This window comes from Nisaea acidiphila (assembly GCF_024662015.1).
Taxonomy (GTDB): Bacteria; Pseudomonadota; Alphaproteobacteria; order Thalassobaculales; family Thalassobaculaceae; genus Nisaea; species Nisaea acidiphila.
In genome coordinates, this window is record NZ_CP102480.1 from 2,334,562 (window position 1) to 2,358,214 (window position 23,653).

Here is a 23,653-nt window from a genome sequence, read left to right on the forward strand (position 1 = left end):
GCGGCTCCCGAAAGCAGGGTGAGGGACTGGATCGCGGAACTTCCGTCCGCCTGAATTCGGCCGACAAGGTACTGGAGCGACGATGGCATTGGAAGACGCTTCACCCGAGAAGCCTTGTACTCACCAGGGCACTGTGCTCTTAGAGGCACGAAATGCTTGGTCCCCGCGCACGCAACCCCATCTATTCCGTCGCGGTTCGGACAGAAGAGAAGAGAGGATCGATGTTTTCAGCCCTGACGGCCACTCTCGGCCAGCTATCCGATCCACGCTTGCGCAATCCCATAATCCTCAGCGTCATCGGCTCGCTCGCGACCATCTTTCTGTTAGGCGCGGCGGTCTGGTTCGTGCTCGACTTCTTCGCCTTTTTCGGCGGCTGGCTCGACGAACTCGCGGCCTGGGTCGCGAGCCTGATCGTCGTCATCCTAGGCCTTGTTTTTTTCCCCGGTGCGTCAAACGCGATATCGAGCCTGTTCCTCGACTCCGTCTCCGGCGCGGTCGAAGCCAAACATTACCCGACGCTTGGCCCGGCACGGCCGCAACCGCTGAGCGAGGCCATCCTTGAGGGCCTGCGCTTCCTCGCGATCACCGTTGCCGTCAACATTTTGTTGCTGCCCGTCTATCTCCTCGTACCGGGGCTCAATATCGTCATCTTCTATGGGGCAAACGGCTATCTGCTCGGCCGAGAATTCTTCGAGATGGTGGCGATGCGGCGGATGGAACCGGCGGAGGCGAAAGCACTCCGAAAACGCAAATCCGGCGCCGTCTTCATCAGCGGCGTATTGATCGCGGCGATCATGACCATCCCGATCCTCAACCTTGCCGGACCGGTTATTGCGACCGCTTTTATGCTCCATCGTTTCGAATACTTGCGGAACGACATGAAGAAATGATAATAAACCATTGAGTATTAAGGTCGATGACCTGAAATTCCTGCAAAAACATATGAGTTGACGATCAGATGTTTCGGCGTAAAAAATCCGGCTCCGAGGCTACGACCGGCAGCAGCGGAGCAACCAATCCCGGCGCGAACGCAGCTATGCCTCGCGCGGAGGACCGCTTGGAACCGGCGGCGCCGTCCTTCACAGGGGTCAAAGCAGACAAGCCGGACGGGGAGTCCATCATGCAGCCGAGCAAACCTTCCTCATCCGGTTTCGTCCCGGAAATCCCGCGCAGGACCCTCGATCTGCCTGGCGCGCAAAGCCGGCGGGCCGCAGCGCCGCGCGGCGGCGAAGCCAAGAAACTGACCGTCGGTCCGGAGATCTCGCTGACCGGCGAAATCACCGCCTGCGACTCTCTCGTCGTCGAGGGCAATGTCGATGCGACGCTGGAAAACAGCCGCCATCTGGAGGTGACCGAATCCGGCCGCTTCAAGGGCAAGGTGATCATCGATGAAGCCGTCATCGGCGGAAAATTCGAAGGCACCCTGACGGTGCGCGACACACTCACCGTCCGCAGCACCGGCCATGTGACAGGGTCGGTCCGCTTCGGCAGGCTCGAAGTCGAGCTCGGCGGCAGGATCGAGGGCGACATCTCGGTTTTCAAGGAAAGCGACAGCTCGGGACCCGCAGCCGCGGAGTGATGAGGTTCCCGTGCGTTTCGTTCCGACCATCCTGATTGCCGCCGCGCTATATGGCTGCGGCGGCGAAGTGCAGAAAGCCTCCGAAACGGGCCGGGCCGAACAGACGGCCGCGGTGAGCCCCGCGCCGGCGGCTGCCGAGCCGGCCGAAACGGCCAGGCGGAATGAACCGGTCGCGCCGGAGAAGCCGAAACGCTTCAGCCAGGCGGAACGCGATCCGAGCCGGCTGCTCGACCTGCATCAGGCGGATCTTTCCGTCATTCTCGGCGAACCGTCCTTCATTCGCCGGGACATGTCGGCGGAAGTCTGGCAATACCGGACGGAAGCCTGCGTGCTCGACCTGTTTCTCTACGAGCTCGACCGGGGCTATGCGGTCACTTACTACGAGTTCCGTGCGCGCAGGGACACCGATGTGGCGCGCGACGAATGCTTCGTGACACTGCTCCGTCAGGGCATCTCACGCGCCGCGCAGAGCTGACCCGCCCGGACCGTGGGCAAGCCCTAGGCCGGCTCGACCGTCTTGTCCTTGAAATTGCAGAGATCGCTGACCGGACAGACCGGGCAAGCGGGCTTGCGCGCCTTGCAGATATAGCGGCCATGCAGGATCAGCCAGTGATGGGCATGGAGCAACCACTTCTCCGGGATCCGCTTCTCCAGCGCCTTCTCGACCGCGAGCGGGGTCTTGCCCGGCGCCATGCCGGTTCGGTTCGAAACCCGGAAGAGATGGGTGTCGACCGCAATGGTCGGCTGTCCGAAGGCGATGTTGAGCACGACATTGGCGGTCTTGCGTCCGACGCCGGGAAGTTGCTCCAGCGTCTCGCGGTCCTCCGGAACCCGGCTCTCATGCTCGCGGATCAGGATCTCGGAGAGAGCGATGACGTTTTTCGCCTTCGAATTGAAGAGGCCGATGGTCTTGATGTAGTCCCGCACCTTCTCGAGCCCGAGCGCGACCATCTTCTCCGGCGTGTCGGCAACCTTGAAAAGCGGACCCGTCGCCTTGTTCACCCCGACATCGGTCGCCTGCGCCGACAGAACCACGGCCACCAGGAGGGTATAGGGATTGACGTAGTCCAGCTCCCCCACCGGCTCCGGATCGCGGTCGCTCAGCCGCTGGAAAAAGGCATCTACCGCCGCGTTGGTCATTCGTTTGGCCATGTGCCAGCACTCTCCTCGGCAAACCGCCGCGCTTTCTTGTCTATTGCCTTTGGTGCGCGGCGGCCACAGGTTAAAGCCTTCGGAAATCGCCATGCAACAGAGCCGGACGCGACAGAGTGAGCCAGTCTGGAAATTCAGTAAGGGACAGGGAAGAAGAGCCGCTCTTCGACGCGGTGCTCTATCCGCACCGGAGCCTCTCCCCCACTGGGTTCCTGATACTGATGCTCGCGATCGCAGCCTGCAGCACCGCAATCGGGATCGTGTTCTGGATCGCCGGCGCCTGGCCGGTGGTCGGCTTCCTCGGGCTCGATGTCCTGCTGATCTATATCGCCTTCCGGCTCAGCTACCGGGATGCACGGCGCTACGAAACCCTGCACCTGACCCGGGAGCGGCTCTCGGTCGAGCGCTTCGTGCGCGGCCGGCGGGTGCTGCAGAAAAATCTTCAGCCCTATTGGCTGAATGTTCTGGTGGAGGAGGAGCGCAGCGGCGCGAACCGGCTCATTCTCCGCAGTCACGGACAGACCCTGGAGATCGGCGCTTTCCTCTCCCCGCCCGAGAAGACGGACCTCGCGGACAATCTGCGATCAGCCCTCGCCGCGTTGCGGCCGGCCTGACGGGCCTTTCTTCCGTCTAAAGCCCCAAAACGTCCGGCATCGCATAGAGACCCGGCTTGCGGCCAGCGGCCCAGAGCGAAGCCTTGACCGCGCCCGCGGCGAAAATCTCACGGCTCGCCGCCTTGTGGGTAAGCTCGATCCGCTCGTTCGGGCCAGCGAAAATCACCGTGTGATCGCCCACCACGTCGCCGCCGCGCAACGTCGCGAAGCCGATCTGCCCGTCTTCCCTGGGTCCGGTCACGCCTTCCCGGGAGAGCACGCCCTTTTCCTCCAGCGTGACCCCGCGCCCCTCCGCCGCCGCCTTGCCGAGACCCAGCGCGGTGCCGGAGGGGGCATCGACTTTACGGCGGTGATGCATCTCGACTATTTCGATATCGAAACTTTCATCCAGTGCAGCCGAAACCTTCTTCACCAGATCGAACAGCAGATTGACGCCAAGGCTCATGTTCGGCGCATAGACCAGAGGGATCGACTTTGCCGCCTCCGCGAGGCGGGCTTCGTCCTCTGCCGTCAGCCCCGTGGTGCCGACCACGAAAGCGGTCCCGCTCTCCGCGGCAAGGCCGGCATGGGCGACGGTCGCCGCGGGCGAGGTGAAATCGATCACCACGTCGGCTGCGGCGAACACCGTAGCGGCGTCGGAAACGGTTGTTGGACTCTCGGCATCGAACCCACAAAGTTTCGCGATTTCAATACCTTCTTCCGCACTACCTGGCAAAACAGTACCGCCCGCGAGGGCTGCGTTTGCGGTCTGGTGGACCTGTTTGGCAATCATCCGGCCCATAATTCCGGCGACGCCCATGATTCCGATCTTCACATTGCCCATCGCGGGCCCTCCCCAGCCTTCCAGCGGTCGAGATACAGGCGTAGCCCGCTTTTCCGGGCCTGTCGAGACCGCAAGGGCGAGCGCGGGAAATTCCTTCCACGAGGTCTCGATTTTCCGGTCTCTGTATGATATATCGAGCTGAGAATATGTTTGAAATCAGTCATATTATCCTTGGCGCACTTGTGAAAGGTCCGGCGAACGGCTACCAGATCCGGCGCCGCATCAACACCGATTTCGCGCACTTCCAGTCGGTCAGCACTGGTGCGCTCTACCCTGCGCTCGCAAAACTGAAAGCCCGCGGCGCGGTGATCGAGGTCGGAGCCCCGACACAGTCTCTGGAACAGCGAAACTTCGAAATCACCGATCTCGGACGCGATGAACTCCGGCGGCAGGTCGAAATGTCCGGTTCCGGGGAACGGCTGAAGTCCGATTTCCTCGCCGCCGTGAATTTCGCCGATCTCGCCGGACCGGACGAGGTCGAGCGACTGCTGGAGGAGCGTGTCGGCGTCCTGAACCAGGAGATCCGGTCGCTGCTGGCCTTACCGCTGCGGGACATGTCCAATACCGAGCGCTTCACGGTACGATACGCATTGGCAGTACGCCGCGCCGCTCTGGAGTTCCTGCGTCACGAGGGTCGTGCCATCGTAACGGCGATTGATATAGAATCAAGAAAATCAATAAGTTAATAGAGGCATACCGGTAGTATGCTCCGGCTTCTCCATGGTCCGCGAGATCCCTGTCGCTATCGTTGTGCTACCGGGTTCAGCACAAAAAACGCCGGCCTAAGGGCCGGCGTCGTCGGTTCAGGATAAGACGGAAAGAGCCGTCACTCCCGCAAGTCGTCCCAGAGTTCCTTCACCCGATCGAAAAATCCGGCCGATTGCGGACTGGTCTTCTCATTCTGCTCGCCGGCGAATTCCTCGAGCAGCTCGCGTTGCTTCTTGGTGAGGTTCACCGGGGTCTCGACCGCGACTTCCACATACTGGTCGCCGCGGGCCGGGCTGCGCAGAACCGACATGCCCTTGCCCTTGAGGCGGAACTGCTTGCCGCTCTGGGTGCCGGAGGTAACGTTGATACGGGCACGGCCGCCCTCGATGGTCGGCACCTCGATCTGGCCGCCGAGCGCCGCCGTCGTCATCGGCAACGGGACGCGGCAATAGATGTCGGCCCCGTCCCGCTTGAAGATCGGATGTTCCGCGATCGTGAGAAAGAGATAGAGATCGCCCGGCGGGGTGCCGCGCGGGCCTGCTTCGCCCTCGCCGCTGAGCCGGATCCGCGTGCCGTCCTCGACGCCGGCCGGAATATTGACCGACAGCGTCTTTTCCTTCTGGGTCCGGCCGGTCCCGCCGCAATTCTTGCACGGCTTCTCGATCCGCGTGCCGTTGCCGCCGCAATGGGGACAGGTGCGTTCGATCGTGAAAAAGCCCTGCTGGGCCCGGACCTTGCCGTGCCCCTGGCAGGTCGTGCAGGTGACCGGCTCGGACCCCTTTTCGGCGCCTGAGCCGTTGCATTCCTCGCACTGGACGGAACTCGGTATGTGGATCTCGGCCTGTTTGCCCTTGAAGGCCTCTTCAAGCGTGATCGCCATATTGTAGCGCAGGTCGGAACCGCGCCGGCTTGCGCCGCGCCGTCCGCCCATGAAGTCGCCGAACATCTCGTCGAAGATATCGGCGAAACCGCCGAAGCCCGCACCGCCGAAACCGGCGCCGCCACCGCCGCCCATGCCGCCCTCGAAAGCATCATGGCCGAAACGGTCATAGGCCGCACGCTTCTGCTCATCCTTCAGGACGTCATAGGCCTCGTTCAGTTCCTTGAACTTGGCTTCGGCTTCGGGATTGTCTGGATTGCGGTCCGGGTGATACTGCATCGCGAGCTTGCGATAGGCGGATTTCATTTCCGCGTCCGAAGCGCCGCGCTGGACCCCCAGAACTTCGTAATAGTCTCTTTTTGCCATAGCGCGTCATCGTCCCCGCAACGGTGTCGGCAGTCCGGCAATGTTATGAGCCGCCTGCCTTTCCGGATCGGAACCGGGCGAAGGGAACCGAATGGTCATCGGCCCCTCCGCCCGAACCGTTGGGATCAGGCGGACTTGTTGTCGCGGTTCTGATCGTCGACTTCCTCGAAATCCGCGTCGACCACGTCGTCGCTGGACGCGCTGCCCTCGCCGCCGCCGGAGCCGCCCGCATCGCCGCCCATGTCCGGGCCGGCTTCGCCGCCGGCAGCATCCTGCTGCGCCTTGTACATCGCTTCGCCGAGCTTCATCGAGGCCTGCTGGAGCGCTTCCATCTTGGCCTTGATCTCAGCGCCGTCCTCGCCTTCCATCGCGGTGCGCAGGGCGGTCATGTGCTCGTCGATCTCGCGCCGGTCCTCCTCGGAGATCTTGTCCCCGTGGTCGGCCAGCATCTTCTCGGTGCCGTGGATCGCGGCATCGGCCTGGTTCTTGGTTTCCACCAGCTCGCGCCGGGCCTTGTCGCTTTCGGAGTTGGCTTCCGCTTCCTGGACCATCCGCTCGATATCGTCGTCGGAGAGACCGCCGGAGGCCTGGATGCGAATCTGCTGCTCCTTGCCGGTCGCCTTGTCCTTGGCCGAAACATTGACGATGCCGTTGGCATCGATGTCGAAGGTGACCTCGATCTGCGGCACGCCGCGCGGTGCGCCCGGGATACCGACCAGATCGAACTGGCCGAGGATCTTGTTGTCCGCCGCCATCTCGCGTTCGCCCTGGAACACCCGGATGGTCACCGCCGTCTGGTTGTCCTCGGCGGTGGAGAAGGTCTGACTCTTCTTCGTCGGGATCGTCGTGTTCCGGTCGATCAGGCGGGTGAAGACACCGCCCAGGGTCTCGATGCCGAGCGACAGCGGGGTCACGTCGAGCAGCAGGACATCCTTGACGTCGCCCTTCAGCACGCCGGCCTGGATCGCCGCGCCGAGCGCCACGACCTCGTCCGGGTTCACGCCGCGATGCGGCTCACGGCCGAAGAAGTCCTTCACCGTTTCGGCGATTTTCGGCATCCGCGTCATGCCACCGACCAGGATAACTTCGTCGATCTCGCCGGCACTGACGCCCGCATCCTTGAGCGCTGCCTTGCACGGATCGACCGTCCGCTGCACCAGATCGTCCACCAGCGCCTCGAGTTTGGCCCGGGTCAGCTTGATGTTGAGGTGCTTCGGACCGGACTGGTCCGCGGTGATGAAGGGAAGGTTCACTTCGGTCTGCATCGAGCTGGAGAGCTCGATCTTGGCCTTCTCGCCGGCTTCCTTCAGACGCTGCAGGGCAAGCTTGTCCTGGCGCAGATCGATGGTGTTCTCTTTCTTGAACTCGTCCGCGAGATAATCGATGACGCGCTGGTCGAAATCCTCACCGCCGAGGAAGGTGTCGCCGTTGGTGGATTTCACCTCGAACACGCCGTCGCCGATCTCCAGAATCGAGACGTCGAAGGTACCGCCGCCGAGGTCATAGACCGCGATGGTACCGGTGTTCTTCTTGTCGAGGCCGTAGGCCAGCGCGGCCGCGGTCGGCTCGTTGATAATGCGCAGCACTTCAAGGCCCGCGATCTTACCGGCATCCTTGGTCGCCTGGCGCTGGGCGTCGTTGAAGTAAGCCGGGACGGTGATCACCGCCTGGTCGACCGTGTCGCCGAGATAGGCTTCCGCGTCTTCCTTCAGCTTGCGCAGGGTGAAGCTGGACACCTGACTCGGGCTGTATTTCTCACCCCGCGCCTCGACCCACGCATCGCCGTTCTCGCCGGCGACGACCTTATAAGGGACAAGATCGTTGAAGCGCTTGGAGGCCTTGTCGTCGAAGCGGCGGCCGATCAGGCGCTTGATCGCGAAAAGGGTGTTTTCCGGGTTCGTAACCGCCTGGCGCTTCGCGGCCTGGCCGACGAGCCGTTCGCCGCTTTCGGCGAAAGCCACCATCGACGGCGTCGTGCGCGCGCCCTCGGCGTTCTCAATCACTTTCGCGTCCTTGCCGTCCATGAACGCGATACAGGAATTGGTCGTTCCCAGGTCGATACCGATAACTTTGCTCATGTTTTCCTCGTCTTTCAGCAAACGCCGACGGCCTCCTCGAAGCGCCGTCCCCGTTCCCGATTGGTTCGTTCAAGCCATCCGCTATATAGGCTTGGTGTGGCCGCGCTGCAACCAAGTGGAATAGGATTCCGCTGCTCAGGAGCCGCAAAAACGCTCATTTTTCGGGAATCGGCGCCGCAATGATCATTTCCGCCAGCTATCGCACCGACATTCCGGCCTTCTATAGCGACTGGCTGCAGGCGCGAATTGCCGCCGGCTCTGCGGTCGTGCGCAATCCTTATGGCGGCAAACCCTCGCGGGTGAGCCTCCGGCCCGAGGACGTGGACGGGTATGTATTCTGGACCCGCAATGCCCGGCCGGCACACGGTATCTTCGATGCCCTGGCGGCAGCCGGCATCCCCTTCGTGATCCAGTATACGGTGACCGGCTATCCAAAAGCGCTGGAGCAGAGCGTGCCGCCGCTCAAGGCCGCGATCGGCGATATCGTTGCTCTCTCGCAACGGTTTGGCCCGCGCGCTGTCGTCTGGCGCTACGATCCGGTCTTCTGGTCCAGTCTGACGCCGCCCGATTTTCACCGCGAACAGGTTGCCGGGCTGACGAAGGCGCTCCGCGGATGCGTCGACGAAGCAACGTTCTCGGCGGCGCACATCTATCGCAAGAGCCGGCGCAACACCGAGGAAAGCGCGCGGCACAGCGGCTTCACCTGGCGGGATCCGGGCCCGGAGGAAAAAGCCGCCTTGCTCGCAGAACTCGGCGCGATCGCGGCCGATGCTGGCCTGAAGCCGACGCTCTGCTGCCAGACCGACTTGCTCGGCGGCGCCCTGGAGCCCGCCCGCTGCATCGACGCCGAGCGACTCGCCGACATTGCCGGCCGGCCATTCAAAGCGCGGCAGAAAGGGAACCGGCCCGGCTGCCTCTGTGCGGAATCCCGGGATATCGGCAGCTATGACAGCTGTCCGCACGGATGTGTCTATTGCTATGCGGTGGAGCGGCGGGAGCGGGCAAAGACCGCCCTGAAGCGCCACGATCCGGCAGGCGAGGCGCTCCTGCCCCTCGACCCGGCCGTCTGATCCGAAAGCGCTCAGGCCGTCGTGTCGACGCTGTCCTGCTTCTCTTCCGGGCTCTTGGAAACACCCACCATCGCGGCGCGCAGCAGACGATCCTGCAGGACGTAACCCGGCTGCATAACCTGGACGACCGTGCCCGGCTCGCTCTTCGCGTCCGGCACCTCGAACATCGCCTGGTGCAGGTTGTAGTCGAACTTCTCTCCGAGCGGCTCGATCTTGCGGATGCCGTGCTTCTCGAAGACGCCGAGCATTTCCTTCTCGGTCATCTCGATGCCGATAACGAGGTTCTTCAGCGTGATGTCCAGCTCGTCCCGGTCTTCCGGCGCGGATTCCAGCGCCCGGCGGAGATTGTCCGAAGCGCTCAGCAGATCGCGCGCGAAATCCGTGATCGCGAACTTGCGCGCCTGGGCAATGTCCCGCTCCGCGCGCTTACGCGTGTTATCGAGCTCGGCAAGCGTCCGCATCAGCTGCTCCCGGAGCTGCTGCGCTTCATCCTCGGCCCCGCCTTCGTCGGCGTCGTCCTCGGCGTCCCGGTTGGCGGCCTCGCCCATCAGCGCGTCCATGTCGAGAATGCCGTCGTCCGGATTGACAAGCGGCTCGTCGCCCGACGCGTCCTGGTTGGCTTGTTGCTCGTTTTTCTTGTCTTCATCGGCCATCGGTCTGGCTCTTTCCCGTCTACAGATCCTGAAAGTCAGGCCCAAATGTGGGCGGCCGGAACGGGAAATCAATCATTCCGGGCCCGGAGCGCCTGCTTTAGCGCGCCTCGGCGCACGGATCAACGCCCGTCTGGTCAACCGATGACGCGACCGATCAGTCGAGCCGTGTAGTCGACCATGGGAATGATACGGGCATAGTTCATGCGCGTTGGGCCGATCACCCCGATCGCGCCGACCACCCGCTTCTTTGTATCGCGATAGGGCGAAAGGATCATCGAGCAGCCGGTATGCTCGAAGAGCTGGTTCTCGGCCCCGATGAAGATTTGGACGCCGTCGGCATCGCCCGTGGCCTGCAGAAGCTTGAGCATTCCCTGCTTCTGCTCCAGCTGGTCGAACAGCAGCCGGATCCGCTCCAGATCCTCGACCGCGGTGACATCCTCCAGCAACCGCGACTGGCCGCGGACAATGAGCGACCCGTCGTCCGGGCCGCCGGAAAGCAGCGCGAGCCCGTCCTCGACCACACGGGCGGTCAGCCCGTCCAGCTCGATCTTGCGCTGATCGATCTCCGCCTTGATGTCCCGCAGCGCCTGATCGAGGGAAGCGCCGTGAAAGCGGGTATTGAGGAAATTGGTCGCCTGGACCAAAGCCGAGGCTGGCAGATCAACGGGCAGTTCGATGACCCGGTTTTCCACCAGACCGAGCTCGTTCACCAGCACGACAAGCGCCCGACCGGCGGCGAGCGGGACGAATTCGATATGGCGCAGCGAGGGCTCGGATTTTGGAGAGATCACGAGACCCGCGCAAGCGGACAATCCGGCCAGCGCGCGCGTCGCCTCGTCGAGCACCTCGTCATAGCCGCGGCCGCTCGCCCCGAGCAGGGAGTCGATCTTGACCCGCTCGTCCTCGGAAAGGTCCCCGCCGATCTCGAGAAGGCCGTCTACCACGATCCGCAAACCGCGCTCGGTCGGCAGCCGCCCGGCCGAAGTATGCGGGGCGTAGAGCAGCCCCGCCTCCTCGAGATCCGCCATCACGTTGCGGATGGTGGCAGGGGACAGCACCTCGCCGAGACGTCTGGAAATGGTGCGGGAGCCGATCGGCTCCCCGGTTTCCACATAAGTGTCGACAATCTGCTGCAGGATTTCCCGCGAACGGGCGTTCAGCGCCCCGATGCCTAACATATGTTCCATGAGGAAAAATTTAGGCAGCACCCGTCGCAGCGTCAATCCGCCACGATGCCGAAGCTCAAGCCTCCGCCTCCGGCAAAGCGATGGACGCACCGGATCGCCGATAGTAGGTTGCGCGCGATTTCACAGAGAGATGCAAATGACCGGACACTTTCCGCACGGTGCGGACACTCGCGGTCATTCGAAAAGGAGACCTCCATGGCCGCCGACCGCCCCTCGGGCCGCAATGCCGACAAGATGCGCGACGTCAGTCTCGAGCCGGGTTTCGCCAAATATGCCGAGGGATCCTGCCTCGCCAGATTCGGCGATACCCACGTGCTCTGCACCGCCTCGATCGAGGACCGCGTACCGCCGTTCCTGCGCAATTCCGGCAGCGGCTGGGTAACCGCGGAATACGGCATGCTACCGCGTTCGACCCACACGCGGACCGACCGCGAAGCCGCACGCGGCAAGCAGAGCGGCCGCACCCAGGAAATCCAGCGCCTGATCGGACGCTCCCTGCGCGCCGTGACGGACCTGAAGGCGATGGGCGAACGGCAGATCAAGGTCGATTGCGACGTGCTGCAAGCCGACGGCGGCACCCGGACCGCCTCCATCACCGGTTCTTTCGTCGCCCTCCATCTCGCATTCCAGAAACTGGTCCAGCTCGGCACCCTGCCGTCGGTCCCGCTGATCGACCATGTCGCCGCCGTTTCCTGCGGCATTTACAAGGGCACGCCGGTACTGGATCTCGATTATGCCGAGGATTCGAGCGCCGAGGCGGACGCGAATTTCGTGCTGACCGGCCGCGCCGGGATCGTCGAGATCCAGGCCACGGCGGAGGAGGATCCTTTCGGAGACGAACCGTTCTTCGAGATGCTCAAGCTCGCACGGGCCGGCATCGCGGAACTGGTCGACCTGCAGAAGACAGCGATCGGAGGCTGATCCATGGGCCGCGCCTTCACGGAGAAAAAGCTGGTCATCGCCAGCCACAATCAGGGCAAGGTCCGTGAAATCCGCGATCTGGTCGGGCCGCTCGGCATCGAGGTGGTCTCCGCGGGAGAACTCGACCTTCCGGAACCGGAAGAGACCGGCACCACCTATATCGAGAATGCGGAACTGAAGGCGCGCGCCGCGGCCGAAGGATCGGGCCTTCCGTGCCTTGCCGACGATTCAGGTCTCAGCGTCACCGCGCTGGACGGCGATCCCGGGATCTATTCGGCACGCTGGGCCGGGCCGGGAAAGGATTTCTCCCTCGCGATGCGCAAGGTCGAGGATGCGCTCCGCGAGAAGGCGGCCGCCGGCAATCCGGACCGCTCCGCCGCCTTCGTCTGCGCGCTGACGATCTGCTGGCCGGACGGGCACACCGAATCCGTCGAGGGCCGTGTCCACGGCGATCTGGTCTGGCCGCCGCGCGGCGAAAACGGCTTCGGCTACGATCCGATGTTCGTGCCCGAAGGCCATGACCGGACCTTCGGCGAGGTCGATTCGGATTGGAAACATTCCGTCAGTCACCGGGCCATCGCTTTCGAGAAGCTGCTCGAACTGGTCGGCCTGGACCGCCGTTCCGCCAAGGCCGGCTAGGGTCCAGATGGACAGCGCCGCGGCGGAGCCGTTCGGGGTCTATGTCCACTGGCCCTTCTGTTTGTCCAAATGCCCCTATTGCGACTTCAACAGCCATGTCTCCTCCCGGATCGACCATGCGCGCTGGCGCGCCGCACTGAAACGGGAACTCGCCCATTTCAGGGAGCTGACGCCTGACCGGACGGTCTCGAGCATCTTTTTCGGCGGCGGCACGCCATCGCTGATGGAACCCGAGACCGTGGCAGAAGTGATCGACGAAGTCCGCCGGCTCTGGCCCTGGACCAACCGGGTCGAGATCTCGCTTGAGGCCAACCCGACTTCCGTCGAGGCGGAGAAATTCGCCGGCTTCCGCCAAGCGGGAGTCAACCGCGTTTCCCTCGGCATCCAGGCGCTGAACGACCGGGATCTCGACTTTCTCGGCCGCGCCCACGACGCGGAGCAGGCGCTCGGCGCGATCGCGATCGCCCGCGAGAACTTCGAGCGCATGTCCTTCGACCTGATCTATTCCCGCCCGAAGCAGACCGTCGCGGCCTGGCGCGCCGAGCTCAAAGAGGCGCTCGCACTGGCGGCCGATCACATTTCGCTCTACCAGCTCACCATCGAGCCGGAGACCCCTTTCTTCGCCCGGCATGCAAGGGGCGAGATCGCCTTGCCGAAAGACACGCGGCAAGCGGAACTCTACGAGACCACCCAGGAAGTGCTCGAAGCGGCGGGCATGCCCGCCTACGAGGTTTCGAACCACGCGCGCACCGGCGCGGAATGCCGGCATAATCTGGTTTATTGGCGCTATCATGATTATGCGGGCATCGGCCCCGGCGCCCATTCCCGGCTCCGCCGCCGCGGACCGGCGGGCGGAACCGTCACCCATGCGATCCAGACCGTCCGTGCGCCCGCGATCTGGCTCGACCGGGTCGACAGGAACGGGCACGGCATCGCCGAACAGGAGCCGGTCGGACGGGCCGGAAGGCTTACGGAAATGCTGATGATGGGGCTCCGGCTCTCCGAGGGGATCGAGCGCGAGCGCCTGGAGGCGGAAGCCGGGACAGAGATCGAGGCCCTGTTCGGCCGCCCCCTGCTGCAGGATCTAGAGGCCGCCGGTTATATCGAGCCTGTGTCGGACCGGCTCGCCGCGACCCTCGAGGGCCGGCAGCGTCTCAACGCGGTGATCGCCGCACTGAGCGCGCGTTTGCCTGAAATCGACTAGTTCGTCAGATCGTCAAACCGTTCCGGCGCCGAATCTATTTGTTCGAGCGCCCGGTCCTTGATCTCGAAGATCGCGAGACCGCGCTGGTTGCTGCCGTCGGCAGCGAAGCGGAAGAGGCCGTTGAGAGCGACGAAACCGCTTTCCGCAGTCAGCGCTGAGCCACCGAAATCCGCGCCCGCTTCACCCCGTTGCAGGGACACCGAAAGCGCGATGGAATCGTAGGCGAGGGCAGCAAGCCCGGACGGCTGACGGCCGAACGCCGCCTCGTAGCGCAGCGCGAAATTCTCCCGGTAGAGCGCCGGCGGGGCGGAAAACCATCCCCCGACCAGGCTCGGCTCAGTGCCGAGGCTCGGATCCTCCCATTGCGCCGTGCCGAGCAGTTTCACCCGGCGCGTGTCGACATCGTAGAATGCGAGCAGCGGCGCGATCGAACGCAGCACATTGCCACCCTCAGGGATTAGAACCGCGTCGTAAGGCGGGTCTCCGAGCGTATCCATGGTCTCCAGCCGGGCGAGGGTCTGCCGGGAAATCTCGTCCGTGCGCCCCGCAAGCTCATCCTTCTGCACCTTGAGGGATTCACGCCGGCTGTCATATTCCGCAAAGGCGCGCGCCGTTTCAGTAAAATCGCTCGCGAGCGAGTCGTAATAGGCGATCCGCGTTATTTCCGCGCCCGAGGCAAAAGCGGCCGACCGCGCGCTCTCCAGCACAAGATCGCCGTACCCGCCATGGGGCAGCAGCAATCCGATCCGCCGGTAGCCCTTTCCGACGGCGTAGCGAATGACGCGCTCGATCTGCTGTGCCGGCATCAGTCCCATCAGATAGACGGGCGGACCGGCCACGCTGCGATCGTTGGAGAAAGCAACGGCATTGATCCCCGCTTCCGCGACAATCGGACGGACCGCCTCCGCCGAACGGCCATAGAGCGGGCCGAGGATCAACCGCGCACCGTCGGCGACCGCGAGGCGCGCCGCGTCCTCGGCGCCGTTCGGCGTGCCTTGTGTGTCGTAGACCATCAGGTTGTAGTCTTCGCCGGCAATATCGAAGAGTGCCATCTGCGCCGCGTCGAGCATGGCCTGGCCGACCGAGGCCCGCTGGCCGCTCAAGGGAAGCAGCAGGGCGATCCCCGCCGGCGCGCCCGGCTCCTGGATCAGCGGAGGTTCCGGTTCCGGCCGCTCGAAGGAAAGTTCTGTATCCGCAATGGCTCCCGGGCCGGATTGCAGGGACTGGTCCGGCGGCAAGCTCTCGGGTCCCGCCGGAGACGGCGCAGACTGGCTGCTCTGCCGGGGCGGGCTGACCGGCTCACGCTGCAATCCCGGCAATCCGGGTGTCTGGCAACCTGCCAGCACCAGCACGATCAGCAGCGCCGGCAGGAGCGCGATCCGGCGACCGGGCGTGAAAAGCACTTGGAGAAAGCCGTCGCTTCCTCCCATAACTCGACTATTGCCCAGAACATCGCTCCGTGGGTTTCCGGTACGGTATGAAAACGCGCGCACCTCAGACCTCCTCCCGCTCGTCGGCGCCAAAGGCTAATCAAGGCGCGGACGAGAGTAAACCGCCGCAAGATGGCACCAATGTGACTTCGGTCCCTGTGGAGATGGCGCAGGAGCCGGAAAAGATTCACATCGACGGTCTCGTTCTGGTCGCCACACCGATCGGCAATCTCGGCGATATCTCGCGCCGCGCGCTGGAAACCCTGGCCGCCGCCGATATCGTCGCCTGCGAGGACACGAGACTGACCGGCCGCCTGTTGCAGCGTTTCGCGATCAGGACCCGCCTGCTCGCCTATCAGGATCACAATGCGGAAAAAAGCCGTCCCGAGCTGCTCCGGATGCTCGCGGAGGGCAAGAGCATCGCGCTGGTAACGGATGCCGGTACGCCCACCATCTCCGATCCCGGTTACAAACTGGTTCGCGAAGCGGCTGCACAAGGCACGCCGGTCACCTCGGTTCCGGGACCGGCCGCGCCGGTGGTCGCGCTGTCTATTTCCGGCCTGCCGACGGACAGGTTCTTTTTCGGCGGCTTCCTGCCGACGAAGAAAGGCGAGCGCCGCCGGGTGCTGGAGGAGGTGGCGCGGTTGCGGGCCACCCTTATATTCTTCGAGGCCCCACGCCGATTGGCGGAATCTCTCGCCGACGCCGCCGAGATCCTCGGTTCGAGGGACATGGCCGTGGCGCGTGAACTGACGAAACGTTTCGAGGATGTAACGCGCGGCCGGACGGACATGCTGGCCCGTCACTATGCGGAAACGGAGCCGCCGAAAGGCGAGGCCGTGCTGCTTTTCGGGCCGCCGGAAGCGGAGGAACGGCCGAGCGCCGAGACGCTCGACGGCATGCTCTCGGACGCCCTCGGCCGGGTCAGCCTCAAGGACGCGGCCAAGGAAATCGCTGCGAAGACCGGAGTGCCGCGCAAGGAAATCTACGAGCGTGCGCTGCGTCTGAAGGAGCCGGGATGAGGCCCCGCGGCGTCAGTGGCGAAGCCGTCGCGCGGCGCAGGGCGCAGCGCTTCGGGATCCTCGCCGAGGCGCTCTGCCGTTTCATCCTGCGGCTGAAGGGATACCGCATTCTGGCCAGCCGGCTGCGCACAAAGGTCGGCGAGATCGACATCCTTGCGGAACGCGGCCGCACCCTCGCCATCGTCGAGGTGAAGGCCCGGCCGACGGAGCGAGCGGCGCGGGAGGCTGTTACGAATGTGCAATGGCGGCGGCTGCAGCGGGCGGCGCTCTGGGTCCAGCGGGGAAATGCACATCTCGCGCAGCACCGTCTCAGATTTGACCTATTCGCAGTGGCACACTGGCGCGTTCCCCGCCATATTCAGAATGTCTGGATCGCCGACCACAATATATAGAGTAACCAGCATGCCGAGAGCCGCTCTCCTTCTTCTGCCTCTGTTCCTTCTCCCGCTCGCCGCCGGTGGCTGCACGCCGGTCGGAGTCGCCGTCGGCGCCGGCGCCACCGCAGCGACCGCCAGCCAGTCCGAGCGCGGCCTCGAAGGCACAGCGCGCGACATCGCGATCAAGACCGAGATCAATCACTATCTCTTTCAAAAGAACGTGGACCTGTTTTCCGCGGTCGGTCTCTCGGTCGAGGACGGACGCGTGCTGCTGACAGGTTCGGTGCCGAGGCCGGAAGACCGGATCGAAGCGGCCCGGCTCGCCTGGAAGGCCGACGGCATCCGCGAAGTGATCAACGAGATCCAGGTGGTCGACAATTCCGACATCGTGGATAAAGCCCGCGACACCTGGATCGAGACCCAGCTGGAAACCCAGATGCTGTTCGACAGCGGCATCAGCTCAATCAATTACGATGTCGATACGGTCAACGGCACGGTCTATCTCTTCGGCATCGCCCAGAGCAATGCCGAACTGCAGCTGGTCATCAACCATGCCCGAAATCTCGACTATGTGCGCAACGTCGTGAGCTACGTCAGGGTCAAGGGCGCCTCCTGATCCATGATCCCCGATCCGGAGAGCACCCGCGCTAGCCTCGAGAGGATCGGCAAGGAGGGCCTCGCGGCAGAGGGTCTCGCCGAAGCGGCACTGCTGCTGGCCTCCCTCGACCGCCCTGGCGTGCCGCTGGACCGCTATCGCGAGCAACTCGACTCCTTCAGCGAGAGCGCGCGGGCCCGCGGCGAAAGCAGCCCTGCCGCGGCGCTCGCTGAGACCTTCGCCGGGGAATTCGGCTTTGCGGGCGACGAGAAGACCTATGACGACCCGCAGAACGCCAACCTGATCCGCGTGATCGACCGGCGCAAGGGCCTGCCGGTCGCGCTCGGCATTCTCTATATCGCGACGGCACGGGCGCTCGGACTCGATGCCGGAGGGCTTAATTTCCCGAACCATTTCCTGATCCGCGTCCAGGACGGCGGTGCCCGGCAGATCATCGACCCCTTCAACGGCGGTGCGGTCCTCGATGCCCGCGATCTCAGGCGCCTGCTGACAAGTTTTCAGGGTGAGCAGGCCGAGTTGAGCCAGGCGCATTACCGCGATGTCAGCGACCTCGATATTTTGTTGCGACTCCAGAACAATATCAAGCTGCGCCTGCTCCGCAACGGCAAGCTGGAGCCGGCACTCCGGGTGATTCGCGACATGCGGCTTCTGGCACCCGGCCTCCCGAGCCTGATGCGCGAGGAAGGCCTGTTGCTGGCCCGCAAGGGCGAGCGCCGCGCCGCGATCGGCTGCCTCAGGGATTTCCTCGCCACGGACAATATCCCCGAGCCGGAACGGCTGGAGGTCGCGCGCATGCTTCAAGTTCTGGAAAGTCAATTGAACTGAGCCGGAAAGGCGGTTGATCGGACGGCGCCAATCGCCACATAGTCGCCGCTCGGAACATTCGCGCCTGCCTGACTGGCGCACCCGCACGGAGGAAAGCATGGGGCTCGGCGTCGCCATCCAGATGGACCCGATCGAGGCAATCGACATCAACGGGGACAGCAGCTTCGTCATGGCGCTCGAGGCCAAGCGCCGGGGCCACAAGCTCTATCATTACCAGCCGAAGGATCTGAGTTTCCGGGACCGCAAGGTGCTGGCCCGGGTCCGCGCGCTCGACGTGCGCCGCGAGCTCGGCAACCATTACAGTCTAGGCGAGCCGGAGACGGTGGATCTCTCGGAGATGGACGTGGTCCTGATGCGTCAGGATCCGCCTTTCGACATGTCCTACATCACCGCGACCCACATCCTGGAGCATATCCACCCGAAGACGCTGGTGGTGAACGACCCGGTGCATGTACGGAACGCACCGGAGAAACTCTTCGTCACCCATTTCGAAGACGTGATGCCGCCCACCCTGATCACCAACGACCGGGAGCAGATCCTGGAGTTCCGGGCCGAGCACGAGGACATCATCGTCAAGCCGCTCTTCGGCAATGGCGGCGCCGGGGTCTTTCACCTGAAGCCCGGCGACGAGAACCTGAACTCCCTGCTTGAGCTTTTCACCGAGATGTATCGCGAGCCGGTGATCGTGCAGCGCTATCTGCCGGAGGTCCGCCAGGGCGACAAGCGGGTGATCCTGATCGACGGCAAGGCGGTCGGCGCGATCAACCGCGTGCCGGCAGCGGGCGAGGCCCGTTCCAACATGCATGTCGGCGGCCGCGCGGAAAAGGCGGAGTTGACCGCGCGCGACCGTGAAATCTGCGAAATCATCGGCCCGACCCTCGCCGAGAAGGGGCTGATCTTCGTCGGCATCGACGTGATCGGCCGCTATCTGACCGAGATCAACGTCACCTCTCCGACCGGCCTGCAGGAGCTCGGCCGTTTCGACGGTCGTTCGATCGAGGCGGAACTCTGGGACGCGATCGAGTCCAAGCTCGGATAAGACTCAGTCCGGCAAGGCACCGACGCTGACAGGGGCAGTGCAGCCAAGACGGGTGCGGAGATCGCCCGCCGGAGCAGAGACCGTTCCGGGGGCGAAGACAAGCCCGCTGCGCCGGGCTATTTCCGATACCGATACGTCGTGGCGTCCGTCGCAGTAATCGGCACGCCTTGACGTTTCCTGGTCCAGTACGAAGCCGGCCGCCAGCACCGTCCCCTCGCGCGTCAGCAGCACGATCTTCCAATATCCGCTCGGCACCCGATGCGGCTCGTCGGCTTCGGGCAGCGCCGGCATCTCGTGCTCGTAGAGCGGCCCGGTGAGGACATGGACCGTTCCCGCGTCCGATTTGGCCAGCGTACGCACCGCGCTTTCCAGGTTCTTCCAGGGGCCCTGATTGAGCGCACTCTTCTGCGGCGTGATGTTGGAGAGATAGTTTGTCGTCGCCCAATCGGGGGCGTTGGAAAAACTGGCGAGCGGCGCTTGGTGGCCGCGGTCGGTCTTCAGCGCCTTGTGGGCCCCCTTATAGTCCGCCGGCTCCAGAGTCTCCTCCGGCGGGATCTCCGGGTCCGCGCGCCAGACCCTCTTCTTCGACTTGCCGATATCGGCAGGCGCGACCTCGTAAGCGACCCAGTCCGCAAATTTGGTCGCCGCGTTGTTCGAGAGCGTGTGGCTCTCGCGGCGGACGAGCAGGTTTTCGCTCTGCGCCTTCGGACAGGCTTGCAGACAGTTCGGGTCCAGGAGCGGCTCCGCCAGAAGCGGCGCGCGGGGAAAAATGAGTAGCAGGAGCAGGGCCGAAAGCCCGGACAGGCGGCACTGCCGCGGAAAGCCGTACATGTCCAATCGCACCGAAGGTTATCGATGCGATTGAATAACATATTACTCTAACGGATGAGTAGAAAATTATTCAACTCATGCAGCCTGCTTCAGCACGATCCCCCGATAGGCAAGCGCCTCGGCCACATGGGTGCGGCGGACCGGTTCCGAGCCTTCCAGATCGGCGATGGTCCGGGCGACCCGGAGGATGCGGTGATATCCGCGGGCGGAGAGCGATAAGCGATGCGCCGCCTCCTCCATCAGCGCCTGTCCCGCCGGCTCGGGCCGCGCCGCCTGCTCCAACAGCCTTCCGTTCAGCCCGGCATTGGTCTGCTGGATGCCCTCTTCCCCCGCCGCCTCGAAGCGGCGTTTCTGCATTTGCCGGGCGCGCGCGACCCGCGCCGCGACGGTTTCGGACGGTTCGGCCTCCGGCGGCGCGGCCAGCGCGCGGGCGGACACGGGTTCGATCTCAATGCGGAGATCGAACCGGTCGAGCAGCGGGCCGGAGAGCCTTGCCTGATAGTCGAGGCCGCATTTCGGCGCCCGGCCGCAGGCGTGCGCCGGGTCGGAGAGATAGCCGCAGCGGCAGGGATTCATCGCCGCGATGAGCTGGAAGCGCGCCGGATAAGTCACCCGGTTGTTGGCCCGGCTGACCACCGCCTGGCCGGTCTCGATAGATTGGCGCAGCGAGTCCAGCACAGTGCGCGGAAATTCCGCCAGCTCGTCGAGAAAGAGCACCCCGCAATGGGCGAGCGACACCTCTCCCGGCCGGGCCTGCAACCCGCCGCCGACCAGGGCCGGTATGGAACTCGAATGATGTGGATCGCGATAGGGGCGGGTGCGCGAAATACGCCCGCCCTTCAGGTCCCCGGCGACGCTTCGGATCATCGCGACCTCCAGTGCCTCCCGCGGCTCCAGCGGCGGCAGCAGGCCGGGCAGCCGTGCGGCGAGCATAGATTTTCCGGCTCCGGGTGGCCCCGTCATCAGGAGATTGTGGCCGCCTGCCGCGGCGATCTCCAGCGCGCGCTTGGCGCTTTCCTGGCCTTTCACGTCGGCGAGGTCCGGCAGCGCGCCCGCCGCCTCCGGCCCCGCCGGATCGGGCGGCGTCAGCACCTGACTGCCTTTGAAATGATTGATCAGCGCCAGCAGGTTCCGTGGTGCCAGGACCTCGATATTGCCCGCCCAGGCCGCCTCGGGCCCACAGCTCTCGGGACAGATGATCCCGGCACCCCGGGCCGAAGCGCCGAGCGCGGCCGGGAGAATGCCGGAGACCTCGGTCAACTGACCGTCCAGCGCCAGCTCCCCCAGCACAAGATAGCCCGCGATCTCGTCCGCCGGCAGCACCCCCATCTGCACCAAGATGCCAACGGCGATCGGCAGGTCGTAATGGCTACCTTCCTTGGTGACGTCCGCGGGCGCCAGATTGACCGTGATCCGCTGCGGCGGCAGGGCGAGGCCGAGCGCACTCAGAGCCGCCCGCACCCGGTCCTTGCTCTCGTCCACCGCCTTGGCCGGCAGGCCGACGATGGAAAAGGCGGGCAGGCCGTTTCCCATATGCACCTGAACGTCGATATCGAGGGTATCCACCCCCCGGAACGCCACCGTCCGAACCCGCGCGACCATAAGACTTCCCCCGAGATTGCCTCCCGGGGGTTATGGAGCGCCTAGAGAAGGTTTTACTGCTCGAGCAGGGCCGGGTCGCCGCCGCGGACATCGTGGAAGGAGCAGGACCGCACCGCCACCTCGGTGAAGCAGGCATGGGTGACGTTGGCATGATCGAAGCAGGTCTGCTCGACCAGGGCGCCGGCGAAATCGGCCCGCTGAAGATCGGCACCGACCAGTTTGGCACCGCGCAGATCGGTCGGCCACTCGCGCAGTACTTCGAGCGTGCCGGGTTTGAGGATGGCAATGCGGGAAAGCCGGGCCGAGACCAGGGTGGCGCCGCTCAGATCCGCGTCTTTCAAATTGGCGCCGCGGAGATCGACCCGGGTGAGATCGGCCTGGGTCATGCAGGCGCCCTCCAGGTTCGACAGCCGGAGGGACGCGCCCTTCAGCTTGGTGCCGTTCAGGTTGGCACGGGAAAGTTCGGACGCGCTCAACTCCGTCCCGCTCAGGTCAAGTCCGGAGAGATCGAGGCCGCGGAAGTCACCGCGCGTGCCTTTGACCCCGCCGGAGGAAACCCAGTGGAAATGCTGCACCAGCCGCTCGCGGACTTCTTCCGGCAGGTTCTCCATGCCGCTGGCGATCCGGCAATCCGTCAGATCCGCATCGGTCAGATCGACGCCGTCGAAATTGCACGAGCGCAGATCGGCACCGGAGAGATCGCTGTCGCGAAGCTGGGCCTGGCTGAGATTGGCGCCCTGGAGATTAGCCCCCTGCAGCACCGCTTCCCGGAAGACCGAGCGGGTGAGATCCGCGTGATGCAGATTGGCGCTTGTCAGTTTCGCGGAGGAGAAATTCGCCCCGACGGCGATCGCGCCCGAAAGATTGGCATTGCTGAGATCGGTGCGGACCAGTTTCGCCTCGGACATGTCGCTGTTCTGCAGATCCGCCACCTGCTCGATCGCGTGGTGCACATCGCGCAGTTTCATCGGCCGGAGATCGGCATTGGTCATGTCCGCCGCCATCAGCTTCGCACCGGCGAGCGAGGCGCCGCGGAGATTGGCGCCGACCAGGCGGCAGCCGGAAAGATCAGAGTTACTGAGACGCGCGGTGATCATCTGCGCGTCGGAAAGATTGGCGCCGGCAAAGACGCCGTTCTGAAGGTTGGCGCCGGCAAGCAACGCCTGGCGCAGATCCGCTCCCGGAAGACGCACGGCGCGCAGATCGCGCTGGCGCAGATCGGCAATCTCGCCGCCCGGATAACGCCTCAGGAAGGCCTCGTGTTTGGAGACAATCTTGGCGAGTTCTTGCTGCAGTTCGTCGACTAGCATAGTCCCGTCCCGGACCACCTGCGGCAGTGCCGCTCTTTCACTCACAACATATAGATAAAACAGCAAAGGTTTTCTCTACATATTGGACGATTATTTATGCCTTTACTCTATCGAAATCAGAACTCTCGTTCAATCAATAAAAACAAAGCCCTACGACCATTCGTAAAAGTTTGTCCTTAATATTTGTATTTTAGGAAAAGTCGGTATGTATGTCGGTGAGTTCCGCCACACCAAAATGTGACGGCCTTGATCGCCGCCGTAAGAGTTGCAACGGCAGGCGGAATGACGAAATGGAATCCCGTATGACACCCGAGGAAGGAGCCGAGCATGTCGACCACGGAAGCCGCCCCGGAGACCGCTCCTGTGGAAGGAGCGATCCGCAATCCGGCCAATGCGGCCCACTTCATGGTCATTCAGCCGGCTGGCCGCCGCGCACGGATCTATATCGGCGACATTCTCGTCGCCGATAGCCGGGATGCAGTGCGTGTCATCGAGATCGGCCGCAAGGTTTACGAACCAAGGCTCTATTTCCCGCCCGCGGCTCTAACGGCCCGGCTGGAGAAGCTTGAGAAAACGACCCATTGCCCGCTGAAAGGCGATGCAGAGTATTACGCACTCGACGGGTGCGAGGTCGGGTGGGCCTACCGAGCGCTCGATTTCGCGGCGGCGCTCGACGGGCTCCATTCCTTCTGGGGCGACGACATGAGGATCGTGGAAGGGGACTGAT

The 23,653-nt window shown here is 64.1% G+C and carries 25 protein-coding genes; 15 read left to right on the forward strand and 10 right to left on the reverse strand.

The annotated features are described in order from the left end of the window. Nucleotides 1-221: 221 nt before the first annotated feature. The 3 genes from NUH88_RS10700 (at nt 222) to NUH88_RS10710 (ending at nt 2,054) form a co-directional block, all read left to right on the forward strand. The gene (locus NUH88_RS10700; RefSeq protein ID WP_257772057.1) at nt 222-890 is read left to right on the forward strand and encodes an EI24 domain-containing protein; all 669 of its coding nucleotides are present in this window, start codon (nt 222-224) and stop codon (nt 888-890) included. A gap of 230 nt (nt 891-1,120) precedes the next feature. Next, nucleotides 1,121-1,579, forward strand: a complete 459-nt coding sequence (locus NUH88_RS10705) for a bactofilin family protein (protein WP_257772059.1) — start codon at nt 1,121-1,123, stop codon at nt 1,577-1,579. Between the two features lie 10 nt (nt 1,580-1,589). Beyond that, complete coding sequence (locus NUH88_RS10710) at nt 1,590-2,054, forward strand: hypothetical protein (protein WP_257772061.1); 465 nt, start codon at nt 1,590-1,592, stop codon at nt 2,052-2,054. Nucleotides 2,055-2,077: 23 nt separating this feature from the next. Here NUH88_RS10710 and nth read toward each other — a convergent pair whose 3' ends face one another. After that, nucleotides 2,078-2,719: an endonuclease III gene (nth, locus tag NUH88_RS10715; protein ID WP_257772186.1), complete on the reverse strand. Its 642-nt coding sequence runs from the start codon at nt 2,717-2,719 to the stop codon at nt 2,078-2,080. Between the two features lie 128 nt (nt 2,720-2,847). On the opposite strand from nth, the gene NUH88_RS10720 reads away from it, so the two are divergent. Then, entirely contained in the window at nt 2,848-3,345 is a 498-nt protein-coding gene (locus tag NUH88_RS10720) for a DUF2244 domain-containing protein (RefSeq protein ID WP_257772063.1), read from the forward strand. Nucleotides 3,346-3,361: 16 nt separating this feature from the next. On the opposite strand, the gene dapB is transcribed toward NUH88_RS10720, so the two are convergent. Next, nucleotides 3,362-4,159, reverse strand: coding sequence for a 4-hydroxy-tetrahydrodipicolinate reductase (dapB, locus tag NUH88_RS10725; protein ID WP_257772188.1), 798 nt, complete (start codon nt 4,157-4,159; stop codon nt 3,362-3,364). 155 nt (nt 4,160-4,314) lie between these two features. On the opposite strand from dapB, the gene NUH88_RS10730 reads away from it, so the two are divergent. Continuing rightward, entirely contained in the window at nt 4,315-4,854 is a 540-nt protein-coding gene (locus NUH88_RS10730; RefSeq protein WP_257772065.1) for a PadR family transcriptional regulator, read from the forward strand. 140 nt (nt 4,855-4,994) lie between these two features. On the opposite strand, the gene dnaJ is transcribed toward NUH88_RS10730, so the two are convergent. Both dnaJ and dnaK read right to left on the reverse strand, forming a co-directional pair. After that, nucleotides 4,995-6,122 carry a molecular chaperone DnaJ gene (dnaJ, locus tag NUH88_RS10735; RefSeq protein WP_257772066.1) on the reverse strand — a complete coding sequence of 376 codons (1,128 nt, stop codon included), beginning with the start codon at nt 6,120-6,122 and terminating at the stop codon, nt 4,995-4,997. Nucleotides 6,123-6,247: 125 nt separating this feature from the next. After that, a complete protein-coding gene (gene dnaK, locus NUH88_RS10740; protein ID WP_257772067.1) occupies nt 6,248-8,200 on the reverse strand; it encodes a molecular chaperone DnaK in 1,953 nt (650 codons plus the stop codon). A gap of 179 nt (nt 8,201-8,379) precedes the next feature. On the opposite strand from dnaK, the gene NUH88_RS10745 reads away from it, so the two are divergent. Continuing rightward, nucleotides 8,380-9,270, forward strand: coding sequence for a DUF1848 domain-containing protein (locus NUH88_RS10745; RefSeq protein WP_257772069.1), 891 nt, complete (start codon nt 8,380-8,382; stop codon nt 9,268-9,270). A gap of 11 nt (nt 9,271-9,281) precedes the next feature. Here the strand turns inward: NUH88_RS10745 and grpE are convergent, their stop codons facing one another. After that, entirely contained in the window at nt 9,282-9,923 is a 642-nt protein-coding gene (grpE, locus tag NUH88_RS10750; RefSeq protein WP_257772071.1) for a nucleotide exchange factor GrpE, read from the reverse strand. Nucleotides 9,924-10,057: 134 nt separating this feature from the next. Continuing rightward, nucleotides 10,058-11,101, reverse strand: coding sequence for a heat-inducible transcriptional repressor HrcA (gene hrcA / locus NUH88_RS10755; protein WP_372743567.1), 1,044 nt, complete (start codon nt 11,099-11,101; stop codon nt 10,058-10,060). Between the two features lie 204 nt (nt 11,102-11,305). On the opposite strand from hrcA, the gene rph reads away from it, so the two are divergent. Genes rph through hemW form a run of 3 tightly spaced genes read left to right on the forward strand, consistent with a single transcriptional unit; the run spans nt 11,306 to nt 13,874 of the window. After that, a complete protein-coding gene (rph, locus tag NUH88_RS10760; protein ID WP_257772075.1) occupies nt 11,306-12,031 on the forward strand; it encodes a ribonuclease PH in 726 nt (241 codons plus the stop codon). Between the two features lie 3 nt (nt 12,032-12,034). Next, complete coding sequence (rdgB, locus tag NUH88_RS10765; protein WP_257772077.1) at nt 12,035-12,670, forward strand: RdgB/HAM1 family non-canonical purine NTP pyrophosphatase; 636 nt, start codon at nt 12,035-12,037, stop codon at nt 12,668-12,670. Nucleotides 12,671-12,677: 7 nt separating this feature from the next. Next, complete coding sequence (gene hemW, locus NUH88_RS10770) at nt 12,678-13,874, forward strand: radical SAM family heme chaperone HemW (protein WP_257772079.1); 1,197 nt, start codon at nt 12,678-12,680, stop codon at nt 13,872-13,874. Here the strand turns inward: hemW and NUH88_RS10775 are convergent. Next, nucleotides 13,871-15,277 (reverse strand): penicillin-binding protein activator, encoded by a 1,407-nt coding sequence (locus NUH88_RS10775; protein ID WP_257772081.1) that lies wholly within the window; start codon nt 15,275-15,277, stop codon nt 13,871-13,873. The genes hemW and NUH88_RS10775 overlap by 4 nt on opposite strands. Before the next feature lie 170 nt (nt 15,278-15,447). Between NUH88_RS10775 and rsmI the strand changes: the two genes are divergently transcribed. From rsmI to gshB, 5 genes are all read left to right on the forward strand, one after another. Then, entirely contained in the window at nt 15,448-16,326 is an 879-nt protein-coding gene (gene rsmI / locus NUH88_RS10780; RefSeq protein ID WP_257772083.1) for a 16S rRNA (cytidine(1402)-2'-O)-methyltransferase, read from the forward strand. Then, on the forward strand, nt 16,323-16,718 hold the full coding sequence (locus NUH88_RS10785) for a YraN family protein (protein ID WP_257772085.1): 396 nt from the start codon (nt 16,323-16,325) through the stop codon (nt 16,716-16,718). The genes rsmI and NUH88_RS10785 overlap by 4 nt, the downstream gene beginning before the upstream one ends. 10 nt (nt 16,719-16,728) lie before the next feature. Further along, nucleotides 16,729-17,319 (forward strand): BON domain-containing protein, encoded by a 591-nt coding sequence (locus NUH88_RS10790; RefSeq protein WP_257772087.1) that lies wholly within the window; start codon nt 16,729-16,731, stop codon nt 17,317-17,319. A 3-nt stretch (nt 17,320-17,322) separates the two neighbouring features. After that, the gene (locus NUH88_RS10795) at nt 17,323-18,144 is read left to right on the forward strand and encodes a SirB1 family protein (protein WP_257772089.1); all 822 of its coding nucleotides are present in this window, start codon (nt 17,323-17,325) and stop codon (nt 18,142-18,144) included. Nucleotides 18,145-18,241: 97 nt separating this feature from the next. After that, nucleotides 18,242-19,183 (forward strand): glutathione synthase, encoded by a 942-nt coding sequence (gene gshB, locus NUH88_RS10800; protein ID WP_257772090.1) that lies wholly within the window; start codon nt 18,242-18,244, stop codon nt 19,181-19,183. Nucleotides 19,184-19,186: 3 nt separating this feature from the next. Here the strand turns inward: gshB and NUH88_RS10805 are convergent, their stop codons facing one another. From NUH88_RS10805 to NUH88_RS10815, 3 genes are all read right to left on the reverse strand, one after another. Continuing rightward, a complete protein-coding gene (locus NUH88_RS10805) occupies nt 19,187-20,014 on the reverse strand; it encodes a DNA/RNA non-specific endonuclease (protein WP_257772091.1) in 828 nt (275 codons plus the stop codon). A gap of 75 nt (nt 20,015-20,089) precedes the next feature. Then, nucleotides 20,090-21,616: a YifB family Mg chelatase-like AAA ATPase gene (locus NUH88_RS10810; RefSeq protein ID WP_257772092.1), complete on the reverse strand. Its 1,527-nt coding sequence runs from the start codon at nt 21,614-21,616 to the stop codon at nt 20,090-20,092. 53 nt (nt 21,617-21,669) lie between these two features. Next, on the reverse strand, nt 21,670-22,926 hold the full coding sequence (locus NUH88_RS10815; protein WP_257772093.1) for a pentapeptide repeat-containing protein: 1,257 nt from the start codon (nt 22,924-22,926) through the stop codon (nt 21,670-21,672). A gap of 327 nt (nt 22,927-23,253) precedes the next feature. Between NUH88_RS10815 and NUH88_RS10820 the strand changes: the two genes are divergently transcribed. Continuing rightward, nucleotides 23,254-23,652: a DUF427 domain-containing protein gene (locus tag NUH88_RS10820; protein ID WP_257772095.1), complete on the forward strand. Its 399-nt coding sequence runs from the start codon at nt 23,254-23,256 to the stop codon at nt 23,650-23,652. The last annotated feature ends 1 nt before the right edge of the window (nt 23,653 follow it).